General features: G+C 67.7%; 26 protein-coding genes and 2 pseudogenes. 5 read left to right on the forward strand and 23 right to left on the reverse strand.

The window, feature by feature from the left end; genetic code table 11:
* Nucleotides 1-291: pseudogene (locus G579_RS0105490) on the reverse strand (ISL3 family transposase); the annotation flags it as partial.
* 281 nt (nt 292-572) lie between these two features.
* Nucleotides 573-821, reverse strand: coding sequence for a thioredoxin family protein (locus tag G579_RS0105495; protein WP_028989381.1), 249 nt, complete (start codon nt 819-821; stop codon nt 573-575).
* A gap of 221 nt (nt 822-1,042) precedes the next feature.
* Between G579_RS0105495 and G579_RS16020 the strand changes: the two genes are divergently transcribed.
* Nucleotides 1,043-1,486, forward strand: a complete 444-nt coding sequence (locus tag G579_RS16020; RefSeq protein WP_051180919.1) for a hemerythrin domain-containing protein — start codon at nt 1,043-1,045, stop codon at nt 1,484-1,486.
* A 36-nt stretch (nt 1,487-1,522) separates the two neighbouring features.
* Here the strand turns inward: G579_RS16020 and G579_RS0105505 are convergent, their stop codons facing one another.
* The 15 genes and pseudogenes from G579_RS0105505 to G579_RS0105570 all read right to left on the reverse strand — a co-directional run bounded on the left by G579_RS0105505 (nt 1,523) and on the right by G579_RS0105570 (nt 13,269).
* Nucleotides 1,523-2,242 (reverse strand): hemerythrin domain-containing protein, encoded by a 720-nt coding sequence (locus G579_RS0105505; RefSeq protein WP_028989382.1) that lies wholly within the window; start codon nt 2,240-2,242, stop codon nt 1,523-1,525.
* 66 nt (nt 2,243-2,308) lie between these two features.
* Nucleotides 2,309-2,839 carry a hemerythrin domain-containing protein gene (locus tag G579_RS0105510; protein ID WP_028989383.1) on the reverse strand — a complete coding sequence of 177 codons (531 nt, stop codon included), beginning with the start codon at nt 2,837-2,839 and terminating at the stop codon, nt 2,309-2,311.
* Between the two features lie 4 nt (nt 2,840-2,843).
* Nucleotides 2,844-3,101 (reverse strand): DUF2249 domain-containing protein, encoded by a 258-nt coding sequence (locus tag G579_RS0105515; protein WP_038018401.1) that lies wholly within the window; start codon nt 3,099-3,101, stop codon nt 2,844-2,846.
* A gap of 26 nt (nt 3,102-3,127) precedes the next feature.
* Nucleotides 3,128-3,550: a group III truncated hemoglobin gene (locus tag G579_RS0105520; RefSeq protein WP_028989385.1), complete on the reverse strand. Its 423-nt coding sequence runs from the start codon at nt 3,548-3,550 to the stop codon at nt 3,128-3,130.
* A gap of 13 nt (nt 3,551-3,563) precedes the next feature.
* Nucleotides 3,564-4,928 carry a heterodisulfide reductase-related iron-sulfur binding cluster gene (locus G579_RS0105525; protein WP_038018404.1) on the reverse strand — a complete coding sequence of 455 codons (1,365 nt, stop codon included), beginning with the start codon at nt 4,926-4,928 and terminating at the stop codon, nt 3,564-3,566.
* 154 nt (nt 4,929-5,082) lie between these two features.
* Nucleotides 5,083-5,514: an RrF2 family transcriptional regulator gene (locus G579_RS0105530; RefSeq protein ID WP_028989387.1), complete on the reverse strand. Its 432-nt coding sequence runs from the start codon at nt 5,512-5,514 to the stop codon at nt 5,083-5,085.
* 39 nt (nt 5,515-5,553) lie between these two features.
* Nucleotides 5,554-7,389: a nitric oxide reductase activation protein NorD gene (locus tag G579_RS0105535; RefSeq protein ID WP_028989388.1), complete on the reverse strand. Its 1,836-nt coding sequence runs from the start codon at nt 7,387-7,389 to the stop codon at nt 5,554-5,556.
* Nucleotide 7,390: 1 nt separating this feature from the next.
* The gene (locus G579_RS16025; protein WP_081662611.1) at nt 7,391-8,413 is read right to left on the reverse strand and encodes a 4Fe-4S binding protein; all 1,023 of its coding nucleotides are present in this window, start codon (nt 8,411-8,413) and stop codon (nt 7,391-7,393) included.
* The gene (locus G579_RS19685; protein ID WP_408033216.1) at nt 8,406-8,888 is read right to left on the reverse strand and encodes a CZB domain-containing protein; all 483 of its coding nucleotides are present in this window, start codon (nt 8,886-8,888) and stop codon (nt 8,406-8,408) included. The genes G579_RS16025 and G579_RS19685 overlap by 8 nt, the downstream gene beginning before the upstream one ends.
* Nucleotides 8,889-9,569 (reverse strand): annotated as a pseudogene (locus tag G579_RS19760) (methyl-accepting chemotaxis protein); the annotation flags it as partial.
* 7 nt (nt 9,570-9,576) lie between these two features.
* Nucleotides 9,577-10,410 (reverse strand): CbbQ/NirQ/NorQ/GpvN family protein, encoded by an 834-nt coding sequence (locus tag G579_RS0105550; protein WP_051180923.1) that lies wholly within the window; start codon nt 10,408-10,410, stop codon nt 9,577-9,579.
* 33 nt (nt 10,411-10,443) lie between these two features.
* Complete coding sequence (locus G579_RS0105555) at nt 10,444-10,728, reverse strand: cytochrome C oxidase subunit IV family protein (RefSeq protein ID WP_211218661.1); 285 nt, start codon at nt 10,726-10,728, stop codon at nt 10,444-10,446.
* 7 nt (nt 10,729-10,735) lie between these two features.
* Nucleotides 10,736-11,326, reverse strand: a complete 591-nt coding sequence (locus G579_RS0105560) for a cytochrome c oxidase subunit 3 family protein (protein WP_081662612.1) — start codon at nt 11,324-11,326, stop codon at nt 10,736-10,738.
* A gap of 85 nt (nt 11,327-11,411) precedes the next feature.
* Nucleotides 11,412-12,818 (reverse strand): cbb3-type cytochrome c oxidase subunit I, encoded by a 1,407-nt coding sequence (locus G579_RS0105565; protein WP_028989392.1) that lies wholly within the window; start codon nt 12,816-12,818, stop codon nt 11,412-11,414.
* A 25-nt stretch (nt 12,819-12,843) separates the two neighbouring features.
* Nucleotides 12,844-13,269 carry a c-type cytochrome gene (locus tag G579_RS0105570; protein ID WP_028989393.1) on the reverse strand — a complete coding sequence of 142 codons (426 nt, stop codon included), beginning with the start codon at nt 13,267-13,269 and terminating at the stop codon, nt 12,844-12,846.
* 305 nt (nt 13,270-13,574) lie between these two features.
* Here G579_RS0105570 and G579_RS0105575 point away from each other — a divergent pair, with 305 nt between their 5' ends.
* From G579_RS0105575 to G579_RS16035, 3 genes are read left to right on the forward strand one after another with little or no spacing between them, the layout of a single operon-like run.
* Nucleotides 13,575-14,036: a hemerythrin domain-containing protein gene (locus G579_RS0105575; protein WP_028989394.1), complete on the forward strand. Its 462-nt coding sequence runs from the start codon at nt 13,575-13,577 to the stop codon at nt 14,034-14,036.
* Nucleotides 14,029-14,265, forward strand: a complete 237-nt coding sequence (locus G579_RS0105580; protein WP_028989395.1) for a DUF2249 domain-containing protein — start codon at nt 14,029-14,031, stop codon at nt 14,263-14,265. Before G579_RS0105575 ends, G579_RS0105580 begins: the two co-directional genes overlap by 8 nt.
* Before the next feature lie 14 nt (nt 14,266-14,279).
* Nucleotides 14,280-15,572 (forward strand): hypothetical protein, encoded by a 1,293-nt coding sequence (locus G579_RS16035; RefSeq protein ID WP_038018412.1) that lies wholly within the window; start codon nt 14,280-14,282, stop codon nt 15,570-15,572.
* Here the strand turns inward: G579_RS16035 and G579_RS0105590 are convergent.
* From G579_RS0105590 to G579_RS16040, 5 genes are read right to left on the reverse strand one after another with little or no spacing between them, the layout of a single operon-like run.
* Complete coding sequence (locus G579_RS0105590) at nt 15,569-16,048, reverse strand: membrane protein (protein ID WP_028989396.1); 480 nt, start codon at nt 16,046-16,048, stop codon at nt 15,569-15,571. The genes G579_RS16035 and G579_RS0105590 overlap by 4 nt on opposite strands.
* Nucleotides 16,049-16,101: 53 nt before the next feature.
* The gene (locus tag G579_RS0105595; protein WP_028989397.1) at nt 16,102-16,779 is read right to left on the reverse strand and encodes a Crp/Fnr family transcriptional regulator; all 678 of its coding nucleotides are present in this window, start codon (nt 16,777-16,779) and stop codon (nt 16,102-16,104) included.
* Nucleotides 16,780-16,805: 26 nt separating this feature from the next.
* Entirely contained in the window at nt 16,806-17,501 is a 696-nt protein-coding gene (locus tag G579_RS0105600; protein WP_038018421.1) for an anaerobic ribonucleoside-triphosphate reductase activating protein, read from the reverse strand.
* Between the two features lie 7 nt (nt 17,502-17,508).
* Nucleotides 17,509-17,703, reverse strand: coding sequence for an anaerobic ribonucleoside-triphosphate reductase (gene nrdD, locus G579_RS19585; protein ID WP_028989399.1), 195 nt, complete (start codon nt 17,701-17,703; stop codon nt 17,509-17,511).
* Entirely contained in the window at nt 17,700-19,766 is a 2,067-nt protein-coding gene (locus tag G579_RS16040) for a ribonucleoside triphosphate reductase (protein WP_051180927.1), read from the reverse strand. Before G579_RS16040 ends, nrdD begins: the two co-directional genes overlap by 4 nt.
* Before the next feature lie 165 nt (nt 19,767-19,931).
* Between G579_RS16040 and G579_RS0105615 the strand changes: the two genes are divergently transcribed.
* Nucleotides 19,932-20,564, forward strand: a complete 633-nt coding sequence (locus tag G579_RS0105615) for a TatD family nuclease-associated radical SAM protein (protein ID WP_051180931.1) — start codon at nt 19,932-19,934, stop codon at nt 20,562-20,564.
* A gap of 19 nt (nt 20,565-20,583) precedes the next feature.
* On the opposite strand, the gene fnr is transcribed toward G579_RS0105615, so the two are convergent.
* Nucleotides 20,584-21,342 carry a fumarate/nitrate reduction transcriptional regulator Fnr gene (gene fnr / locus G579_RS0105620; protein ID WP_028989401.1) on the reverse strand — a complete coding sequence of 253 codons (759 nt, stop codon included), beginning with the start codon at nt 21,340-21,342 and terminating at the stop codon, nt 20,584-20,586.
* Nucleotides 21,343-21,440 lie beyond the last annotated feature (98 nt).

Consider the following 21,440-nt stretch of genomic DNA (forward strand, 5'->3'; position numbering starts at 1 on the left):
CTTGCCGGCCCACGGCGGATCGACCTGGCGGACGCTGCCATCGGGCAGCTTTACCCGGGGGACACGCACTTCCAGGAAGCACTCGTGCTGGAAGAAGTTCAGGTGCCGGTAACGCTTGGCGACGGTGTCGTGAACCGGATGCTGGCCCTCCACGCCAGCCAGCGCGAAGCGGCTGCCGGCGATGAAGTCCACCCGGATGGTGAGCGTCTTGGCCGCCAAATCGAAGTCCGCGCCCGTCACCTGCCACGGCGGAGAGACCCCCAAGGCAGCCTCAAACAGCTTGTCAGTCATACCCGATCCCGTACCTGCTCAGGTCCAGCTTACCCACTCGAAATTGAAAAGAGGCCGTTTTTTTACCTGATGCTGCGGGATGTGCGCTTTAACGCTGCCGTCACCCGCATCGCGGCCAGGCGCCAAGCCACCGCAAGACGATACGCGCCGGCTTGCCCGGCGCGTGATGCAGTACGGAAACTGTGTGGGGCGCAGCCTGGAACTGCCCACGGACGGGCGAAAGGCCGCCGGCAGGCTTTATATTTCCCCGGAAGGCAAGGAGACCGGCGGCGGGCCCGCCCCTAAGCGGCGCTGTCCACCATCTTCAGGGCCTCGCCCAGGGAGTGCACGCCCACCGCCTTCAGCTTGCCGTCCACCACCAGGGCGGGCACGGACTTGATGCGCAGGTTGCTGACCAGGGTGCGTCCCGCCTTGTCGGCCACGTCGAGGACCTGATACTCGATCGGCCGCTGGCGGGCGACTTCCGACCAGACTTTCTCCGCTTCGGGGCAGGTGGGGCACCATTTGGAGGTAAGCAGGGTGACTTGCATGACTGACTCCTTGTGACATGCGAACGGACGCGACATCGCCGGGTGCGCGGACCCCCGAGGCGCGTCACGGCAAGGCGGCGCGCCTCAGAAACCAATGTACGCCCGCCGCCGGCCGGAGCGCCTTGATTTGGGTCAAGGACGCTTCCCGGCATTTAGACAAGAATGGAAGGCAGGTTGCGGCAGGACGGCGCAACGGGCCTGAACCAACGGGAGAAGCGAGCATGGAGACTTTGCAGGCGGCTTTCATCGAGGATCATCACCGGGCCGACGCCTTGTTCGAAGCGGCGCGCCAAGCCATCGGCGCTGGCGATTGGGCGCTGGCGCAGGAGCATTTCAGCGCCTTCCGACGCGGCATCGAGAACCACATGCGGGTGGAGGAGACCTTTCTCTTTCCGGCCTTCGAGGGCGCGCCCGGGAACGCGGATGACCCGCTGACCCACATCCTGCGCAAGGGGCACAAGGACCTGCGCGCCTTTTTCGAGGAGGTCCTGGAGGCCATCCTGTCCCAGGACGCCGAGGAGGCATTGGAGGTCATGGGCACGGTGCAGGTGATCCTGGAACAGCACGACGCCAAGGAGGAAAACGAGCTGTATCCGGCCATCGACGGGCTGCTGCAGCCGCAATCGGCCACCGTGCTGTCGGAACTGGCGGCGCGGGCCGCCTGAGGCGCACCCCCGCCGGCCGAAGCACCGGCGACCGGCTCAGTGGCTGAGCCGGTCGTCCTCGCTGCCCGCCAGGATGCCCTTGACGCGCTCCAGCAGCGCGGCCTGCTCGGCCTCGGCGTGCCGGAGCTTCAGGGCGGCGTCCCAAAGGGGGAAGAGGTTCTGCTCCTCGCGCGCCTCGTGCTTGGCCAGGGAACCGGACAGCAGAGCGAAGAAGGGCGCCACCTCCCCCGCCGCCGGCAGCCCGTCCTCGAAGAAGGACGCCAGGATGTCCAGCTGCTCGACGATGCGCTCGTGCTCCTCCAGCATCACCGTCACCGGCTCCCGCGGCACTTCGAGGGCCGGGGCCAAAATGAGGTTTTCCACGTGCACGTGGCGCCGCAGGCCAAGGGTGTAGGAGTCCAGCAGCGGCGCGGCGGTCGGCACGTCATTGGCGTTGACCCTGTGCAGCGCCTCGGCGAAGAGCCGGTCGAGCCGCTCGTGGTCGCGGCCCAGCAGCTCCATCAGGGTGCCCGGCTCCACGTCGTCGCGGTGCCGCAGCTCGACGCGCCAGCCGCCGGCCGCCATGGGCTCGGCTTCCCAGTGCAGGCGGTGGCGCACCTGCAGATTGACGCTCTGCATCAGGAGCGTGGGCTCCTCCGCCACCAGCAATCCCGCCGTCTGCCCCGGATGCAGGTCGCGCGCCAGCGCAAAGGCCTGGCTGCGCACCGCCACCGGGTCCTGTCCCCGCAAATCGCGGAAAGGATGAAATGCCTGCATGGTTCACCTCCTCGGATCGGATGTCCCCAGCTTGCCAGCATCCGGCCCGCCCGGCATTGATCTGCGTCAAGCGCCGGCCTTGCGCCGCTCGGCCATGTGCCGGCCCAGGACCTGCAGATCGGCCGCCGACAGCACTTGCCGCGCCAAAGGCAGGATGTGTTCGTCTTCGGTGGCCATGTGCGCGTGGTAGAGCTCGGCGAAGCGTGCCACCGGCAACGCTTCCGGCGCCACCATCTCGCCCTGGGCCAGTCGGCGCAGCAGGGGCGCCAGCTCCGCCCAGGCCTGTTCCATCGCCCGGTGCTGCGTTTCGAGCTGATGCAGGGTCTGCAACACGGCATGGCCGCCGGTGGCGGTGGCGTGGCGGTGCAGGATCGGAAAGAGATTCGCTTCCTCGTCCTCGTGGTGATGGCGGCCGGCGCTGTCGAAGTAGCGCAGGGCCTTGGCCGCCGCCTGGCGCACCTGCTCGTCGCAGCCGTGCGTCCGCAGGTAATCGGGCAGGCGCAGCAGGGTGGCGCACTGGGCCTTGATGCGGCCGTGGCAGGCGCCCAGCAGGCCCAGGGGATCGCTGAAGTCCGGGGCGGGGCTGGAGAGCTGCATGGCCTTAGCGCCGGGTGAAGTCGATGACGATCTGGCCCGGCTGCCGCTCCACGTACTCGATCTGCACGCCGTCGCCGTAGCGCGCGTGCAGTTGATCGAGCAGCGGCAGGGGATCGTGGTCGTTGGTAAAGCGCATGGTCTCCCCCGGCTGCAGCGCGTCCAGCGCCCCGAAGATGGCGGCATGGCGGAAGCGCTTGGCGACGCCGCGGGCGTCGAAGGGATGGACCGGCTTGGGGGAAAAGGTGGCGATTTCTGCGTGCATGGCAAACTCCTTGGACTGAATGCCGATCAGGGTGTCGGTTGCTGCTCTTGGTAGAACTCGCACATGAGCCGCAGGGAGCGACCCATGTTGACCGCCCGTTCCAGCCAGGCGGCGGCCAGTTCGGGCGGCAGGTGGTCGGCCAGGGTCTGGGCGAAGAGTGCGAGCCAGTCGTCGATCAGGGCCGGGGTCACGCCGACCGGAGCGTGCTTGTCGATCAGGTTGTAGCCGTCCGGCCGGAAGCGCGGGCCGCCCAGGCTGATCCACCAGAAATGGGTGAGGTGGGCCTTGTGCTCGTCCCAGTCGCTTACGATGCCGAAGGGCTCGGCCAGGGTGGGATGCCGCTGGATGCGGTCGTAGAAGTCATCCACCACCGCGCGGATGCGCGGCAGGCCGATCTCCGCGAAAGTCGGCCGCAGCCGCTTGCCCGTCTGTTCCGCACTCGACGCCATGCTTCATGTCTCCTTAAATTGGGCCGACCTGCTGGGCACTCACCAGCGCCAGGTTGGGGTCGTACAGGTATTCGACGTTGCCGGCCTCGACTTGTTTCAGGTACTGCTCGAATTGCTTCTTGGCCTCGGACCAGGAGATGCCCATCTTCTCGACCAGCTCCTCGCAGGGCGAGGCATGCCACTGCAGCTGCACGATCTTGAAGGGATCGGCGCCGCAGGCCAGCGCCGCGAACTGCACGTCGGCCATGATCGGCATGGAGTAGTTCTTCTCGTGGGCACGGCCGATCCACTGGTTCTTGTCCATGGTGGTGATGCAGCCGGTGTCATGTCCCACCATGACGTCGGCCTTGGCCTCTTCCTGCGCCACCTTGATCTTGCGGTCGATGGTGAAGGAACGGGTGAATTCGCGCTCGGAGATGATGTGCCGGAAGCCGAAGCCGCAGCAGTCATACCAGGTGGAATAATCGATCACTTGCGCGCCCAGGGCCATCAGCACCGAGGTGGTGACGGCCACCCGGTTGCCGCCCAGCACATCCGGATCGTAGATGGCATCCTCGGGCACCATCTTGTAGACGTGGCAGGCCGGATGCACGGTGGTCCGGATGTGGGACACGTCGATCTTCTGCAGGTCGGAGGCGATGCGATTGCGCATGACGTGCAGCCACTCGGAGTAGTGCACGATCTCCTCGGGGATGACGATCTTGCCGTCCACCAAGCGGCCGATCTTGCCGAGGATCTTCTTCACCTTCTCGCGCAGCTCGGCGCTCTCGATCAGATACTTGCGCACCTCCTTGTAATTGCCGAAGGAGGTGCCGCAGTGCACCAGGGGATAGAAATAGCCGGGACCATAGCCGTGCTGCTTGCCCGAGACGTAGGCCTGGTGGAAATTGCGCAGGAACACGGCGGCCAGCGACTCGACGTTGCCGATGCCGGAGCCGTGATAGTTCCAGGCCGTGCAGGAGGTCTGGTCGGTCTCGTCCAGATAGTCGCGCCCCGGCACCTGGCCGAGCTCGTTCATGAGCCACAGGAGGCTCGTCGGGTAGCCTGGGATGTTGCCGCACTGGCCACAGGACTTGTGATGCCAGAGCTGCTTGGTGGGGATGCGCTTGTCCCAGCCGTACAGCGTTTTCGTCATCACCGGCGCGTGCTCGTCGCGGATGCGGTGGACGATGATCTCGCCCTCCTTCTCCAGCTCCCACATGTGGTCGCGGATGTCGTCGATGCGCTCGCCGAGGTCGATGGTGCGCCGGTCCACGTGCTTGCGCACCCAGGAGGTGGCGCGCTCCGCCTCATCGGTGCTGAGATTGGTGGCCTGGAAAAAAGCCCCGTGGCCGGCGATGCCCTGCGCTTGCGTATCCATGGAATCATTCGTACCCATCATCTCCTCCTTGCATGTCCAATGAAGCCCCATACCCGAGCAAATCACTCAAGAATTGGCGCGCAGGCCAGGGTGCGCACCACCCCGCCGCGCAGCACGCTGCCCAGGATGCATCCATCCTAGCCCAGCGGCAGGGGCGGCGCCTTGATCTGGATCAAGGCCGCATATAGCCCAGCGCCGGCGCCGGCATCCGCAGGAAATCGGCCAGGGTGTAGCGGTCCAGCGCCGCCAGGAACTGTTCCAGCGCCTCGTGCAGTGCGCCCTTCAGAGCGCAGCTGTGCTCGATCACGCAGCGCCGGCCGCAGCTGCCGAAGCAGTCGACGAGATGCAGGTCCTCTTCGGCGCGGCGCACCACCTCGCCGACGTTGATGGCCTCCGGGGCGCGGGCCAGCTGGATGCCGCCCCCGCGGCCCCGCACGCTGCGGATGTAGCCCCAGTTGCCCAGGTGGTGCACCACCTTGATCAAGTGGTTCTTGGAAATGCCGTGGTAGCGCGCGATCTCGCCGGTGGTGGTCAGGAGGTCGCGCTGGCGGCCGAGATAGATGAGCACGCGCAGGGCATAGTCGGTGTAAAGGGTCAGGTGCATGGCCGGCTCCTCGATGCGGTGGCGACCGTCCGCGGATCGTCAACGGGTCAGCTGGGCATAAAGCAGCGGCAGGCGCCGCGGCAGCTCCGCGGGCTTGCGGATCACCACGTAGCCGCCGGGCCCGAACAGGTGCGGCAGATAGCCGCCGGCTTTTTCGTCGATGGTGACGCAGAAAGGCAGCAGGCCGCGCCGGCGCGCCTCCAGCACCGCCTGCCGGGTGTCCTCCACGCCGTAGCGCCCTTCGTACTGGTCCAAGTCGTTGGGCTTGCCGTCGGTCAGGAGCAGCAGCAGGCGCTGTCCGGCGCGCTCGCGCTCGAGGAGCACGCTGGCGTGGCGGATGGCCGCGCCCATGCGCGTGTAGTAGCCGGGCTTGACCGCGGCGATGCGGCCGCGCACCTGGGCGCCGTAGCTCTCGCCGAAGTCCTTCAGGGTGTGGAAGCGCACGTTGTCGCGGCGCAGGGAGCTGAAGCCGTAGAGGGCGAAGCGGTCCTGGCTGGCGGACAGCGCTTCGGCGAAGAGGAAAAGGCCGTCGCGGATCACGTCGATGACGCGCGCCTCGTCGCTCACCCAGGCGTCGGTGGACAGGGACAGATCGGCCAGCAGCAGGCAGGCCAGATCGCGATCGCGGCGATGCTGCGCCCGGTACAGGCCACGCTCGCCGGCCAAGGCGCCGCTGTGCCGCTCGGCGCTGTCCCGCACGCAGGCGTCCAGATCCAGGTCGGGACCGTCGAACTGGCCCTTGAGCCAGACCCGCGCCGGGGCCAGGGCCTGGAACTGGCTGCGGATGCGCCGCGCGGTGGCCGCCAAGTGGGACGGCAGGGCGCAGGGGACGGCCCGCTGGGCGATCAGGGGCTGGACGCGGCAGTGCTCGGGCTGCATCGCCCGCTTGCGGTAGTGCCACTCCGGCAGCAGGATGCCGCCGCCCAGCGGGACGTCGTCCACCGCGGCGGAAGGCAGATCCAGATCAAAGCGCAGGCGCGAGGCCACGGCTTTCTGGTCGCGGGCCACGCTCAAACGGTCCAGATCGTCGGCGGCCTGCTCGGCGCCGGTCGCGTCGTCCTCCTCGGTGGGACGGTTCACGCGCACGTACTCGGCCCAGCTGAGAATGCTCTCGGCACGGAAGAACAGCATGAAGCCGCTCTTGTTGTCCGGCATTTCCACCCGCTCGGCCTGCCGGCGGCGCTGATCCGCCGCATTCCGGCTGCCGCCGTCGCACTCCGGCGGCGGCAGCTCCGCCGCTCCGGCCACGTTGTCCGCTGCGCCGACGGGCGGATTGGGATGCAGCCACAGGTGCACGGGATGGGGCGGGCGCCTGGCGGGCGGCAGGGCAGCGACGCTGCCGGGCTGCCGGAGCGCGGCGCGAATGGCGCGCTCCTGCGCCGCCTCGTCGGCAGGCAGCCGCTCGGGCGCCGGACGCAGGGCCAGCGCCGGCTCCAACAGCCGCGCGTAGCGTGCGCGCATGCCCGGAAAGCGCGCGAAGGCCTGCAGCGTGGCCTGCTGGCTGCGCAGCAGCCAGGGCTGCTCCGCCGCCGCGGACGTGGCCGCCAGGGCAATGAGCCAGAGATAGAGATCGCGGTTCAGCGCGCGCGTGGGGAAAAGATCGATGGCCCCCGGCAGGCGCAGGGTCGCCTCGTCCAGCCAAGTCAGCTCCACTTTCCGGCTGTCGCCGGCCAGGCGCTGCAGCATGCCGCGGCGGGCGCCGTGGGCGGTCGCCGTGGCGGCCTCGACGGTCAGGCCGCCGTCACCGCCCAGGGCGCGAAACAGGATGCCCGCGGTCTTGCCGAGGCCGTCGAGGGTCACCGCCGCTTCCGGGTAGCGCCGCTCGGCGGCGCGGGTAATCAGGCGATGCCACAGGGCGCCGATCTGCTCCTCCATGCTATCCTCCCCGCCTGGCGGAAGAGGCCAGGCCGTGTGCAATCAGCGGCTTCACTTCTCCCGCCGCGCCGGCGCGCGGGAAGCAGTGGCCCGGCGACGGCGGATGCTGCCCGAAGTCGCGGGCCGATTTGTCCAGGGCGCAGTCGCCCTGCACCCACTGCAGCAGCGATCCCTGCGGGTTGCCGCGCTGGACCTCGCCGCAGGCGCTTGCGCAGCGGCCGCACTGGGTGCAGGCGAACATCTGGCGCTTGATGCTGCGCGGCCGCAGTCGCATCGGGCAGGCATGCTCGCAGGCGGCGTTGCAGTCGGCGCAAGCCGCCGCCCGGCGGCGGTCATAGCCGATCACCAGCGCCCGCCGGTTGGCCATCCAGGCGAAGCTCTGAAACAGGCCGACGGCGCAGCCGAAGCGGCAGAACAGGTGGCGGGCGAGGGTGAAATCGATGAAGAACAGCAGCGTGCCGGCGCCGATGAACAGGGCCTGATTGCGGGTCAGGGCGCCATGCCACAGGTTGCCGTAAACCACCGCCGGCGGCAGCAGATAAGTGAGCAGCACCGTGGCCCAGACGAAGGCGACGGCCAGGCCCGCGGGCGTCAGCAGCAGCCAGTACCAGCGATTCGGCCGCACGCGGCTGCCGTCGGGGTCCTGCTCCGGCAACCGCTGGCGGTCCCACAGGCTGTGCTTGCCGATGGCGCGGCGCATCAATCCGTTGAGGCTTTCCACCACCGAGAAGTGGGGGCACAGCCAGCCGCAGTAGAGCCGGCCGTAGCGCAGCGACATCCAGATGCCCGCGCCGACCACCGCCGCGATCGGCAGAAAGCCGCGCAACGTCAGATTGACCATGGCCTCGCCGATGCCGATGCGCCCGGCGGCCAGATCATCCAGGCCCAGCGTCCAGTGCAGCCCGAAAAAGAAGAAGTGCTTCTGGTACAGGTCCAGCCGGAAAATGTCGAAAACCGGCGCCAGGATGAACAGCAGCAGAAAGCCGGCCTGGAAGTAGCGGCGTTGTCGCTGCGTCTTATGCATGTGCCTGCTCCCGCACGCCGGCGTGGGCCATGTCCCTTCCAACGTCCGATTCACCCAAAATCCCGTGGCGCCGGAGCATCCGTCCGAAGCCGTCCATGACCACCGCGTGCGCCTGCTCCATGCGACCCAGCGCCTCCATCGCCGCCTCGCGCTCGCCGGCATGGTGGCACGTCACGGCGCGGCGGGCGTGCACGTGCACCGCCTTGTGCGGCTCCTCCAGCTCCCGATAGCCGGGTATGTGGGAAAACAACGCCTTGCCTTCGCCCGCGTAATACCACTGTCCCAGGCTGCACCCGGTCTCATCGGGAATGTCGTCGGCTGTCATCGGCGACAGGCCCATGAGCACCTTGTACACCTCCAGCTTGAGCAAGAGCTCCTCGATATTGGCCAACTGGATGTTGCTCAGCAGGGAAGAACCGGAAATGGCGCCCTCCATGCGCCGGGAGAGGTCGAGCAGCTTTTCCATGCTGTGCATGGCGGCACTGCTCTCTTCGCTGAAGCGGCGCGTATCGGCGGACCGGACTTCCATCACCTGCCGGGCCTGCCGCATTTCCTCGCGGATGTAAGCCACCAGGCTGGAGATCTCGCCGGTAGCCCGCGTCGTCCGTTCGGCGAGTTTGCGCACCTCGTCGGCAACCACCGTAAAGCCGCGCCCCTGCTCGCCGGCCCGTGCCGCCTCGATGGCCGCGTTCAGGGCCAGCAGATTGGTTTGGTCGGCGATCTCCTGGATGAGCTGCACGATGCCTTCGATCTCATTGACGCGCCCGTTGAGCGCGTCGACGCTAGCAACGGTTTCCCGGGTGCCCGCCAGCATGAGCCGCAGGTTTTCGGTGATGCGCTGGAATGCCAGCCGGTTGCCGTCCGATTCGCTGGCGGCCAGCAGGACGGATTCCCGCTCGGCGTGCAGGATGCGGGCCAGCTCGGCGAAGGACAGTCGCACGCCGCCGATGGAATCGCCGAAAGCGGCCAGTTTCGCAAACAGTTGTCCGCTCCAGGTGCGCTGCGCTTCCAGCATCTCGCTCCGCGCATGCCAATGATCGCGCTCCTCCTGCAGGGCGGCGAGCTGCGCCTGGAGGGCGGCGTTCTCCCGACTCAAGCGCTGGCAATCTGTTTCCAGGATCGCCACGCGGGCTTTGCTTTTGGACCATAGCATCATCGGCACCTCACCGCGCGAAAAGGGTTTGCACCACTTCCATCAAGGCCGCCGCCGTCTCCTCGTCGTCGGTGAGCGGCTCGACCAGCGCGGCCCGGCAGGCCTCCAGGGGATCGAAGCCGCCCTGGATGAGCTTGGCGGCGTAGACCAGCAGCCGGGTGCTGGCCACTTCCTCCAGATCGTGCTCCCGCAACGCGCGCAAGGCCTGGGCCAGGGAGACCAGACGCTTGGCCGCCGGCCCGTCGATGCCGGTCTCCGCCATGACGATCTCCTGCTCCGCGGCTGGTGCCGGGAAGTCGAAGCGCAGCGAGACGAAGCGCTGGCGCGTGCTGGGCTTCATGCTCTTGAGGAAATTCTGGTAGCCGGGGTTGTAGGACACCACCAGCATGAACTCCGGCGGCGCCTGCAGCGTCTCGCCGGTGCGCTCGATGGGCAGGATGCGTCGGTCGTCGGACAGCGGATGCAGGACCACGGTGGTGTCCTTGCGCGCCTCCACCACTTCGTCCAAATAGCAGATGCCGCCCTCGCGCACGGCGCGGGTCAGCGGACCGTCGCTCCAGTAGGTGGCGCCGTCGCCGATCAGATGCCGGCCGATCAGATCGGCGGCGCTCAGGTCGTCGTGGCAGGCCACGGTGTAGAGCGGCCGCCCCAGACGCTGCGCCATGTATGAGACGAAGCGCGTCTTGCCGCAGCCGGTCGGTCCCTTGATGAGCAGCGGCAGCTGGTTGCGCCAGGCGTGTTCGAAGAGCGCGATTTCATGCGCCGCGGGCTGGTAGAAGGGCAGCGCCTGTTCGGTTTCGCGCGGCGCGGGCGCCACGGCCAGATTGGAAGCGTTGTGTCGCATGGGATTCGCCTCTTGCGTAGATAAGTCCGAAAATCAGGCCGCCAGCAGATAGGCGGCGGCCACCATGCCCCCGACCGTCAGCAGGTAGGAGGCCATCACGAAGCGCCACAGGAAGGCCGCCCGGCGCAGCCCCATGAAGTGGCTCGCCACCAGGCGCCCCTTGAGCAGGGCCAGCGCCAACACGAAAAGCATGACCGCCGTGCCGCCCAGCTGCGCCTCGCCGATGGCGAAGCTGACCAGGGTCAGCAGCACCAGCAGCAGCCAGATGCGGGTGCAGGGCCGCATGCGCAGGCTTGTTTTCCGATCGTCCGAGTGCATGGCGCCCTCACCGAATGATGTAAACCAGCGCGAACAGCACGATCCAGACCAGGTCCACCATGTGCCAGTAGGAGGCGCCGGTCTCCACGCCCGTGTGCTCCGCCGCGCTGTAGGCGCCGCGCCGGGCCTTGTGCATCACCACCGCCAGGATCACCATGCCCAGCAGCACGTGCATGAAGTGGAACATGGTCAGGGACAGGTAGAACATGTAGAAGGTGTTGGTGCTCAGGGAGATGCCGGCCGAGAACTTGGCGTGGAACTCCGCGAGCTTGATGACGATGAACACGCCGCCCAGGCCCAGGGTGCCCAGCAGCCAGTGGGCGCAGGCGCGTGCCTGGCCCAGCTTGATGGCCGCCACGGCGCGGGCCGCGAAGTAGCTGCTGGTGATGAGCACCAGGGTATTGGCCAGGCCCGCCGCCCGGTTGAGGGTAAGCTGGGAAGCGTTGAACAGCTCCACATGCTGGCTGCGCGCAAAGGCGTAGGCCAGGAACAGGATGCCGAAAACCAGCAGTTCGGCGAAGATGAAGACCCAAATGGCGAAGTCGCCCGGCAGGGCGCCGGCATGCGGCTCATCCGCGCTGATGCTTTGTGCTTGCATGGTCATCTCCAGTCACAACGAGCTTGGTGGGAGGGCCGGGAGGAGGCGGGATGCCCCCTTCCCGATGCCCCAGTGCCTTGAGCGCTCACTTGGCGTAGGCGCCCGCGGCAGCCGGCTTGTGCTCCCAGGCTTCCTGGCCCACCACGAAGAAGCTGGCGAGATAGGAGATCAGGCCGGCCAGGAAGGTGAAGCCGGCCACCTCGCGCATCCAGTAGAAGAGCGCCACCTTCTCGGCCACCACCATGAACGGCAGCGGCGTGTCGCTGTAGCGCTGCAGCCAGACCTGCAGGATGCCGGCCCCGGTCAGGAACAGGGTGATGGCCAGCATGGACGTCACCATCAGCCAGAAGCCGGCGATCTCCCAGCGCTGGGCGGCGGGGCTGTTGGCGACGCGGCCGCGCAGGATGGGCATGGCGTAGGAGATGATGGTCAGGCTGATCATGGCGTAGGCGCCGAAGAAGGCCAGATGGCCGTGGGCCGCCGTGATCTGGGTGCCGTGGGTGTAGTAGTTGACCGGGGCCAGGGTGTGCAGGAAGCCCCAGACGCCGGCGCCCAGGAAGGCCATCACCGCGGTGCCCAGCGCCCACAGGGTGGCGGCCTTGTTGGGGTGGTCGCGGCGGCGCTTGTTCACCATGTTGAAGGCGAAGACCGTCATCATGAAGAAGGGAATCGGCTCCATGGCGGAGAAGACAGAACCCAGCCACTGCCAGTACTCCGGCGCACCGATCCAGTAGTAGTGATGCCCGGTGCCGAGGATACCGGTGATCAGCGTCATGGCGATGATGACGTAGAGCCACTTCTCGATGACCTCGCGGTCGACGCCGGTCACCTTGATCAGCACGAAGGCCAGAATGGCGCCGAGGATCAGCTCCCACACGCCTTCCACCCACAGATGCACCACCCACCACCAGAAGTACTTGTCCAGCACCAGGTTGGACGGGTTGTAGAAGGAGAAGAGGAAGAACACCGCCAGCCCCCAGAGGCCCAGCAGCAGCACCAGGGTGATGGAAGTCTTGCGGCCCTTCAGCACCGTCATGGAGATGTTGAAGAGGAAAGCCAGCGCCACCACGACGATGCCCACCTTGGTGATCAGCGGCTGCTCCAGAAACTCGCGCCCCATGGTCGGCAGGAGATTGTTGCCGGTCATCTCGGCAAGCGCGGCATAGGGCACCATCAGGTAGCCGAGAATGGTCAGGGCCCCGGCGATCAGGAAGACCCAGAACATGGCCAAGGCCAGCCGCGGGCTGAAGAGCTCCGTTTCCGACTCCTCCGGCACCAGATAGTAGGCTGCGCCCATGAAGGCGAAGAGCAGCCAGACGATGAGCAGATTGGTGTGCACCATGCGCGCCACGTTGAAGGGAATGGCCGGGAAGAGGAAATCGCCGGCCACGTACTGGTAGCCCATGATCAGGCCGAAGATGATCTGCCCGAAAAACAGCCCCAGCGCCGCGATGAAGTACGGTTTCGCCACCGCTTGAGATTGGTATTGCATAGATAGCACTCCTTGTTGTGCGCCGTTAACCTTCGATGTTCGGGGGCCAGTTGCTGGTGTTGACCTCGGAGGCCCACTTCAAAAAGGCCACCACGTCGTCCAGCTCCTGCTCGGTCAGGTGGAATTGGGGCATCTGCCGCCGCCCGGGCACGCCGGTCGGCTGGCCCTTGATCCAGGCCTTGATGAATTCGCCGCCGCGCCGCTGATAGACGTTGCCGAGCTCGGGGGCATAGTAGGCGCCCTCGCCGTAGAGGGTGTGGCAGCCGATGCAGTCGTTGCGCTCCCACACGTGCTTGCCGCGTACCACCTGCTCGGTGATGTTCTCGCGGTGGTCGCGCTTGGGCAGGGTGTGCACGGTGTCGAAGGTCAGGCCGACGAAGAGCAGGAAGAAAAACGCCGCCCCGCCGTAAAAGATGTTGCGCGCCATGGACTTGGTGAACGATTGGCTCATGTTCTCTCCCAGAATACGCTGAAGTCCGAATACCAGTGCTCCGCGAACGGAGCGTCAAAGATATATATTGAATGCATGTTTTTGGACGGAGACCTCCCTTGTTCGGCAACTGATCGGCGCTGCCGAACGCGGATGCCGCCGGCAACTTGGAAAGCAGCTTAGCGCCTGCCGGGCGGTCCTGCCTTGATCTGGATCAAAGATTCTCCGAGCGGATTGGTCAACAATTTTTCCAGGGCCGCAACCGGGTGTCCCACGCCGGCATCCGGCCGGACCGCCTGCCAACCTCATCTATTCAGGACATGACCATGGACAGCATCAGCCGTTATCTGGGATCCGATCACCACCATTGCGACGACCTCTTCGCCCAAGCCGAAGATGCCGCCGCGCGGCGCGACTGGGCGGCCTGCGAGGCCGGCTTCCGCGCCTTTGCCGAGGCCACGGCCCAGCACTTCCGCATGGAGGAGGAAGTGCTCTTTCCCGCGCTGGAGGCGCAGACCAGCCCGCTTGGCCCGACCCGCATCATGCGCATGGAACACCGGCAGATGGAGGAGTTGCTGGAGGGCATGAAGCAAGCGCTGGCGCAGCGCCGGGCCGAGGACTTCCTGGGCGGGGCGGAGACGCTGCTGATCATGATGCAGCAGCACAACCTCAAGGAAGAACAGGTCCTCTACCCCATGGCCGACCAGGTGCTGCAGGCCGGCCGGGCGGCGCTGATCGCCCGCATGGATGCGCTCGCCGGGCGGGCCGAGGCGGTGGGACATGGCTGAGGAACGGGTCATCGACGTGCGCGGCCTGGAGCCGCCGGAACCCATGGAGCGGGTGCTGGCGGCGCTCGCCTCCCTGGCGCCGAACCAGCACCTGCGCATGGTGCACCACCGGGAGCCCCGCCTGCTCTACCCCATCCTCGACAAGCGCGGCTACGCCCACGACACCCGGCAGGCGGCGGACGACTGCTACGAAATCCGCATCTGGCGCCGTGAGCCGGCGCCGGGCTGAGCAGGAGGCGATCCGTGTCCGCTCCCGGCCTCTCCTTCGAGCAGGCGCCGCCGCTCGGCGTGCCGCTGCGTTTTTTTCTCAGCGCCCCGCCTTTTCTGCTGCTGGCCGCCGTGGTGCTGCTGTGGCAGGGCCCCACCCTGCTCGCCAGCCGCTGGTCGCCGGGCCTGCTGGCGGTCACCCACGCTTTCACCCTCGGTTTCCTGGGGCTGGTGATGATCGGCGCCCTGCTGCAGATGCTGCCGGTGGTCGCCGGCGCGCCGGTGGCGCGGCCGCGGCAGACCGCCATGGCCGTCCACGTGCCGCTGGCATTCGGCATTCTGGGCCTCATGGGCGGCTTCCTGTTCCAGCGCCCGTTCCTCTTCCAACTGGCGCTGCCGCTGCTGGGCGCCGGCTTCGCCGTCTTCCTGGCAGCCGTGGGCCTGGCTCTGACCCGTGCCGCCCGCAATCCCACCGTCACCGCCATGGGCCTGGCCGCCCTGGCGCTGCTGGCCACCGTGCTGCTGGGGCTGGTCCTGGCGAGCCGCTACGCCTGGCCCTGGCCGCTGGCGGCGCGCCTGCGGCTGGTCGACCTGCACCTGGCCTGGGGGCTCTTGGGCTGGGTCGGCCTGCTGATCGTCGGCGTGGCCTACCAGGTGGTGCCCATGTTCCAATTGACGCCGGCCTACCCGAAGCGCCTGGCGCGCTGGCTGGCGCCCGCCGCCTTCGCCCTGCTGGCGGCCTGGTCCGCCGCCGCCTGGAGCGGGCATGAGGGCGCCGCCGCCCTGGCCGGGCTTGCCTTGGCGGCCGTCCTGGCCGCCTTTGCCGGCGTCACCCTGCGCCTGCAGGCGCGCCGGCGGCGGCGCCAGCCCGACGCCACCCTGCTCTTCGCGCGCGCCGCCATGCTCAGCCTGCTGCTGGCGGTGGGGCTCTGGATCAGCGGAAGATTGCTGCCTGCCGTGGCGGCCCTGCCCGCCTATGAGCCGCTGCTCGGGATGCTGGTGATCGCGGGCTTCGCCGTGTCCATGGTCAACGGCATGCTGTACAAGATCGTGCCCTTTCTGGTCTGGTTCCACTTGCAGAGCCAGCGCGGCGCGGCGCCCAACATCCGGCTCATCGTGCCCGAGCAGCACACGCGCGGGCAGTTCTGGCTGCACTGCCTGGCCCTGGCGCTGCTGGCCCTGGCCATCCTGCGCCCGCAGCCCTTCCTCTACCCAGCCGCCCTGCTCCTGGCCGCCTCGGCGGGATGGCTGTGGTTCAACCTTTATGGGGCTTACCGGGTCTACCGCTTCGAGCACGGCCACGGCCGAGCGGCGGCCGCCGCCCGCTAGCGGAACAGCCAGCCGCCGTGGACGCCGATCATGGCGCCGAGAATGGTGATGAGGCTCACGCTCAGCAGCACCCAGTGCAGGCGCTGGATCAAGGCGAAGGTCCCCAACGGATCGCGCGCCGCGCGCGCGTGAAACCAGCGGTGCAGGAAGAAGGGCTCGAGCACGAAGAGCATCAGGGTGAAGAGCAGCCACACCGCCGTCATGGCGTGCACCCACCAGTACGCCGGCTGGGCGTAGCGGCCCCAGGCATGCAGGACGTGCAGCATGTAAAAGCCGCTCAGGCCGGTGAGCAGAGTGGTCCAGCGCGCCTGGCGGGCGAAGCGACCCTCGATGCGCTCGAAGAAAGCCAGACGCTCGCCGGGCGCGCTGAAATCCCGCGCCGCCGGCAGCAGCACGGTGGTCACCATGGCCACCCCGCCGATCCACAACACCACGCCAAGCACGTGCAGCGCCCGCGCGATTACCAGATCCGTCATGCTCGTCACCTCCGTCGGCCCAGGATAGCGCACCGCGCCCACCGGCGCCTGGATCAATGGCCGTAGCCGCGCAACCGCTCCAGATCGTGCACCTGGATCTCGCGGCCGTCGACGCTGATCAATCCCGCCGTGCCCAGGTCGTGCAGGATGCGGGAGAAGGTCTCCGGCGACAGGTTCAGGCGCGAGGCGATGAGGCCCTTGCTGGCCGGGAGCCGGATGCGCAGCGTCTGGTCCGCGCCGGCCTCCTCCGCCTCGTGGCGCAGCAGATAACCGATCACCCGCGCCGTGGCGGAACGCAGGGAATAGGCTTCCACGTCGCTGACCAGGGTGTGCAGGCGCCGGCTGAGGCCGGCCAGCATCTTGCGCCCGAAGGCGGGATTGCGCTCGAGCTCGGCGAAGACCGCCGCCTTGCCGATGTGCAGCAGGAGGGAGTCGGCGATGGCCTGGGCATAGACCAGATACGGCTTGTCCATGAACATCACCGCCTCGCCGAAGCTCTGGCCGGCGCCGACAATGTCGACCACCTTTTCCGCGCCCTGAGGCGTGCAGAAAGCCAGCTTGGTCTGGCCGTAGACGACGATGTAAAAGCCCTGCGGCGTGTCGCCCTTCTGGAACAGGACCTCGCCGCGGGCGGCGTGCAGCTCGCGGGTGCCGCGCGCGATCCGCCCGATCTCCGCGGGATCGGCCTCTCTGAACAGCGGAATGTTGGACAGGATGGCGTGGACTTTCATGCGCTCACCGCATTGCCGCGCCCGGGTTAGGCTCTCACGCTGAAGTGCTCGAACAAAGCACTCAGCTCCGCGCAGAGGCCCGGATCCGGAAAGCTGCCGGCGGGCGGCTCGCGCAGCGGCGCGTCTTCGCAGCCGCGGCTGCGGAAAGCCTGCAGCACGAAGCGCCGCGCGCCCAGCTCGGCCAGCCCTCGGGCCAGCGCCCGCACGGCCTCCCGGCTCAGCAGCGCCGGGTGCACCGTGCTGCGGAACTCGTGGGGCACGCCGCTGGCCAGCACCAGGCGGGCGCTGGCCAGGGCCCGCGCCCCGCTGCCGCGCACGCCGGTCACCGGCGCATAGTCCGCAAAGGGCGCCTTGATGTCCATGCCGATCCAGTCCAGATACGGCAGCACCTGCGCCAGCCGCGCCGGATGCGGGCCGGCGCTGTGCAGGCCGACGCGGAAGCCCAGCGCCCGCACCTCGCGCAACGCCGCCGGCAGGGCGTCCTGCAGGGTGGGCTCGCCGCCGCTGAACACCACGGCATCCAGCAGACCCTGCCGGCGTCGCAGAAAATCGAGAATTTGCGCCCAATCCAGCATGGCCGCAGCGCGGCGCGGCAGCAGATGCGGGTTGTGGCAGTAGGGACAGCGCCAGGGGCAGCCCTGGCAGAACACCACCGCCGCCAGGGCGTCCGGAAAATCGGTGGCGCTCAGCGGGACGAAGCCGCCCACGCGCAGCGGCGGCATGGCGTCCTCAGCCGCCCAGCCGGGCCCGGCTTTCGCGGAAGCAGCGGCGCTCCCGGTGCTCGCCCTGCTTGCCGATGTTGAAGGACGCCACCGGCCGGTGGTAGCCCATGACCCGGGTCCAGATCTCGCAGGGCTGGCGCTCCGCGTCGCTCAGGGTGATCTCGGCCGCTGCCGGGTGGGGTGCTTTGACGGATTCGCTCATGGGATCTCCTCCTTGGCTTGGATGCTGGACAGGGCCCGGCGCTTCTCGGCGAGCAGGGCCTCGTCGCAGCGGGGGCAGAAGGGGTGCTCGCCGCTCAGGTAGCCGTGTTTCGGGCAGATGGAAAAGGTCGGCGTCACCGTGATGTAGGGCTGGCCGAAGCGCTCCAGGGCCCGGCGCACCAGGGTCTTGCAGGCCTGGGCGCTGGAGATGCGCTCGCTCATGTAAAGGTGCAGCACCGTGCCGCCGGTGTACTTGCGCTGCAGCGGCTCCTGCCGCTCCAGGGCCTCGAAGGGATCGTCGGTGAAGCCCACCGGCAGTTGCGAGGAATTGGTGTAGTAAGGCGTGTCCGCGGTGCCCGCCTGCCGGATGTCCGGAAAACGCTTGCGGTCCTCCTTGGCGAAGCGGTAGGTGGTGCCCTCGGCCGGCGTGGCCTCCAGGTTGTACATGTGGCCGGTCTCTTCCTGGAAAGCCAGCATCCGGGCCCGCACGTGATCGAGCAGGCGCAGGGCGAAGGCACGTCCCCCGGGCGTTGTGATGTCCTCGGCGTCGTCCGTGAAGTTGCGGATCATTTCGTTGATGCCGTTCACGCCGATGGTGGAGAAATGATTGCGCAGGGTGCCGAGATAGCGCTTGGTGTAGGGAAAGAGGCCGGCGTCCATGTGGCGCTGGATCACCTTGCGCTTGATCTCCAGGCTGTCGCGGGCGATCTCCAGCAGCCGGTCCAGGCGCCGATACAGCCCCGCCTCGTCGCCCTTGTGCAGGTAGCCCAGGCGCGCGCAGTTGACCGTGACCACGCCCACCGAGCCGGTCTGCTCGGCGGAGCCGAAGAGGCCGTTACCGCGCTTCAGCAGCTCGCGCAGGTCGAGCTGCAGGCGGCAGCACATGGAGCGGATCATGTTCGGCTGCAGGTCGGAGTTGATGAAATTCTGGAAATAGGGCAGCCCGTACTTGGCCGTCATGGCGAAGAGGCGCTCGGCATTCTCGCTGTCCCAGGGGAAATCGCGGGTCATGTTGTAGGTGGGGATGGGGAAGGTGAAGACCCGGCCCTTGGCGTCGCCCGCGGTCATCACCTCGATGTAGGCGCGGTTGATCATGTCCATCTCGGTCTGCAGCTCGCCGTAGGTGAACGGCATCTCCTCGCCGCCGATCAGCGGCACCTGCTCGCGCAGATCCTCCGGGCAGGTCCAGTCGAAGGTGAGATTGGTGAAGGGGGTCTGGGTGCCCCAGCGCGACGGCACGTTGAGGTTGTAGATGAGCTCCTGGATGTACTGCCGCACCTCGGCATAGGAGAGGCCGTCCTTGCGGATGAAGGGCGCCATGTAGGTATCGAAGGAGCTGAAGGCCTGCGCGCCGGCCCATTCGTTCTGCAGGGTGCCGAGGAAATTGACGATCTGGCCGACCGCGCTCGACATGTGCCGCGGCGGGCCGGCCTCGACCTTGCCGGGCACGCCGTTGAGTCCCTCGTTGAGCAGAGTGCGCAGCGACCAGCCGGCGCAGTAGCCGGCCAGCATGTCCAGATCGTGGACGTGCAGGTCGCCGTCCCGATGCGCTTCCCCCACCGCCGGCGGATAGACGTGGTTCAGCCAATAATTGGCCACCACCTTGCCGGACACGTTCAGGATCAGGCCGCCCAGGGAGTAGCCCTGGTTGGCGTTGGCATTGACCCGCCAGTCGGCGCGCTCCAGGTACTCGTTGACCGAGCTCGCCACGTCCACCAGGGTCTGGCGGTCCCGGCGCAGCTTGGCGTGGCTTTCGCGGTAGATGATGTAGGCGCGCGCGGTGCGAAAGTGGTCGGCGGCGATCAGCACCTGCTCCACCACGTCCTGGATGCGCTCGATCGCGGGCGGCTCCTGGCGGTGCTGATGGCTCAACACCTTGAGCACCTGTTCGGCAAGGCGGGCGGCCGCGGCCGCGTCGAACTCACCGGTGGCCGCCCCGGCGCGGCGGATGGCGGCGCGGATCTTGCCGGCGTCGAAGGGCGCGAGGCTGCCGTCGCGCTTGCGCACCTGCCGAAAGGGAAATGCGGGATCCGATGCCGTACCCGTCTGCGCGTCCGCCGTCATGCCCTGCTCCTCCTGGCCCACCGTCCCAAACACTACATATTGTAGCCGTTGAGACAGGATGCTACCCGGGCTTGTGCCGGACTTTCCTTGACTTATGTCAAAGCACGGCGCAAAAAAAATGGAATACTAGGCTGACCAACGACCGTCATTGCCAAGGCAAGTCCCATGTCCAGGCGCACCGGCTCCGTGATCCGATTGAAGCGCAGCGTCATCGCCTACCCCCAGGGCGACCGGCTCTATCTGAACGTTACCAATACCTGCAGTCTGCGCTGCAGCTTCTGCCCGAAAACGGGCGGCGACTGGCGCATCGGCGGCCGCCATCTGCGGCTGCAGCATGAGCCGACGCTGGAGGAGATCGTGGCCGCGGTGGGTGATCCGGGGGCTTACCGGGAGGTGGTGTTTGCCGGACTGGGCGAGCCGACCATGCGGCTCTACACGGTGCTGGAGGCGGGGAAGGAAATCCGCCGGCTGGGCGGGCGCGTGCGGCTGGATACGGACGGCTTGGCCAACCTGCGCCACGACCGCGACATCACGGCGGATCTGGAAGGCCACATCGATGCCCTGTCGGTCTCGCTCAACGCCCAGGACGACAGCACCTACAATCGCTACTGCCGACCCCGGCACGCCCACAGCCGCGGGGCGGTGCTGGATTTCGCGGACCGGGCCTGCGACTTCGTGCCCGAAGTCACGCTGACCGCCATCGCGGGCCTGCCGGGGGTGGATCTCGCCGCCTGCGAAGGCATCGCGGCGACCATGGGCGCGGATTTCCGCCAGCGCACGCTCGGCGTCATCGACTGACGCGAGCCGGCGGCCGGCTTCAGGCGGGGACGCTCTCCCGGCCGACCGCCTCGGCGCAGCCGGCCAGCTTCTTCAGCCGCGCCATGTCGCGGATCTCCAGCAGGCGCCGCTCGACCGTGATCAGGCCGTCTTTCTGCAGCTTGGAAAAGGTGCGGCTGACGGTCTCCAGCTTCATGCCCAGATAATTGCCGATTTCCTCGCGGGACATGCTGAGGTGCAGCGCGCTGGGGGAAAAGCCCCGGCGCTGCAGGCGCTCGGACAGATCCAGCAGGAACGCGGCCAGGCGCTCCTCGGCCTGCATGGAACCCAGCACCGTCATGGCGTTCCAGTCCTGCAGGATCTCGGCGCTCAGGAAGCGGTAAATCTGCCGCTGCAGCGCCGGCACCTGCTGGGCCAGTTCCTCCAGGCGCGCGAAGGGCACCTCGCAGACATGGCTGTCTTCCAAGGCCATCGCATTGACGGCGTACACGCCGGTGCTGATGGCGCCCAGGCCGAAGAGCTCGCCGGGCAGATGGAAGCCCAGCACCTGCTCCTTGCCGTCGGCGCTGAGCCGATACAGCTTGAAGACGCCGGAGCGGATGGCATAAAGGGAACGGAAGGGCTCGCCAGCCCGGTAGACGTGCTGGCCCGCCTGGACGCGCTGGCGCAGATTCAGGATGGCATCCAGTTTGTCGAGGTCGGCGGGCGACAGGCCCACGGGCAGACAGAGCTGGCGCAGGTTGCAGCTGGAGCAGGCAACCTTGAGCTTGGCCTCGGTGGATCGGCGGGGGTTCGTCATGGGGGATCCTTTGCTAGCTGCTGCAAGCTCGAGGCGGCTCTCCGGGTGCCGGAAGGGCACTGCCACTCTTGCAAGATAGCCAAGCCGTCCCCGCTATG

Origin of the sequence: Thermithiobacillus tepidarius DSM 3134, from assembly GCF_000423825.1 — a bacterium.
Taxonomy (GTDB): Bacteria; Pseudomonadota; Gammaproteobacteria; order Acidithiobacillales; family Thermithiobacillaceae; genus Thermithiobacillus; species Thermithiobacillus tepidarius.

Excerpts from the sequence above, each read along its gene's own strand:
- G579_RS0105515 (WP_038018401.1), bottom strand. The coding sequence starts at position 3,101 with ATGCACGCAGAAATCGCCACCTTTTCCCCCAAGCCGGTCCATCCCTTC.
- G579_RS19685 (WP_408033216.1), bottom strand. The coding sequence starts at position 8,888 with ATGCACAGCATGGAAAAGCTGCTCGACCTCTCCCGGCGCATGGAGGGC.
- G579_RS0105510 (WP_028989383.1), bottom strand. The coding sequence starts at position 2,839 with ATGCAGCTCTCCAGCCCCGCCCCGGACTTCAGCGATCCCCTGGGCCTG.
- G579_RS16020 (WP_051180919.1), top strand. The coding sequence starts at position 1,043 with ATGGAGACTTTGCAGGCGGCTTTCATCGAGGATCATCACCGGGCCGAC.
- nrdD (WP_028989399.1), bottom strand. The coding sequence starts at position 17,703 with ATGAGCGAATCCGTCAAAGCACCCCACCCGGCAGCGGCCGAGATCACC.
- G579_RS0105595 (WP_028989397.1), bottom strand. The coding sequence starts at position 16,779 with ATGAAAGTCCACGCCATCCTGTCCAACATTCCGCTGTTCAGAGAGGCC.
- G579_RS0105505 (WP_028989382.1), bottom strand. The coding sequence starts at position 2,242 with ATGCAGGCATTTCATCCTTTCCGCGATTTGCGGGGACAGGACCCGGTG.
- G579_RS0105590 (WP_028989396.1), bottom strand. The coding sequence starts at position 16,048 with ATGACGGATCTGGTAATCGCGCGGGCGCTGCACGTGCTTGGCGTGGTG.
- G579_RS0105550 (WP_051180923.1), bottom strand. The coding sequence starts at position 10,410 with ATGCGACACAACGCTTCCAATCTGGCCGTGGCGCCCGCGCCGCGCGAA.
- G579_RS0105600 (WP_038018421.1), bottom strand. The coding sequence starts at position 17,501 with ATGCCGCCGCTGCGCGTGGGCGGCTTCGTCCCGCTGAGCGCCACCGAT.
- G579_RS0105525 (WP_038018404.1), bottom strand. The coding sequence starts at position 4,928 with ATGGGTACGAATGATTCCATGGATACGCAAGCGCAGGGCATCGCCGGC.
- G579_RS16025 (WP_081662611.1), bottom strand. The coding sequence starts at position 8,413 with ATGCATAAGACGCAGCGACAACGCCGCTACTTCCAGGCCGGCTTTCTG.
- G579_RS0105520 (WP_028989385.1), bottom strand. The coding sequence starts at position 3,550 with ATGGCGTCGAGTGCGGAACAGACGGGCAAGCGGCTGCGGCCGACTTTC.
- fnr (WP_028989401.1), bottom strand. The coding sequence starts at position 21,342 with ATGACGAACCCCCGCCGATCCACCGAGGCCAAGCTCAAGGTTGCCTGC.
- G579_RS0105495 (WP_028989381.1), bottom strand. The coding sequence starts at position 821 with ATGCAAGTCACCCTGCTTACCTCCAAATGGTGCCCCACCTGCCCCGAA.
- G579_RS0105555 (WP_211218661.1), bottom strand. The coding sequence starts at position 10,728 with ATGCACTCGGACGATCGGAAAACAAGCCTGCGCATGCGGCCCTGCACC.
- G579_RS0105615 (WP_051180931.1), top strand. The coding sequence starts at position 19,932 with ATGTCCAGGCGCACCGGCTCCGTGATCCGATTGAAGCGCAGCGTCATC.
- G579_RS0105570 (WP_028989393.1), bottom strand. The coding sequence starts at position 13,269 with ATGAGCCAATCGTTCACCAAGTCCATGGCGCGCAACATCTTTTACGGC.
- G579_RS0105530 (WP_028989387.1), bottom strand. The coding sequence starts at position 5,514 with ATGCACCTGACCCTTTACACCGACTATGCCCTGCGCGTGCTCATCTAT.
- G579_RS0105535 (WP_028989388.1), bottom strand. The coding sequence starts at position 7,389 with ATGGAGGAGCAGATCGGCGCCCTGTGGCATCGCCTGATTACCCGCGCC.
- G579_RS0105575 (WP_028989394.1), top strand. The coding sequence starts at position 13,575 with ATGGACAGCATCAGCCGTTATCTGGGATCCGATCACCACCATTGCGAC.
- G579_RS0105580 (WP_028989395.1), top strand. The coding sequence starts at position 14,029 with ATGGCTGAGGAACGGGTCATCGACGTGCGCGGCCTGGAGCCGCCGGAA.
- G579_RS16040 (WP_051180927.1), bottom strand. The coding sequence starts at position 19,766 with ATGACGGCGGACGCGCAGACGGGTACGGCATCGGATCCCGCATTTCCC.
- G579_RS0105560 (WP_081662612.1), bottom strand. The coding sequence starts at position 11,326 with ATGCAAGCACAAAGCATCAGCGCGGATGAGCCGCATGCCGGCGCCCTG.
- G579_RS0105565 (WP_028989392.1), bottom strand. The coding sequence starts at position 12,818 with ATGCAATACCAATCTCAAGCGGTGGCGAAACCGTACTTCATCGCGGCG.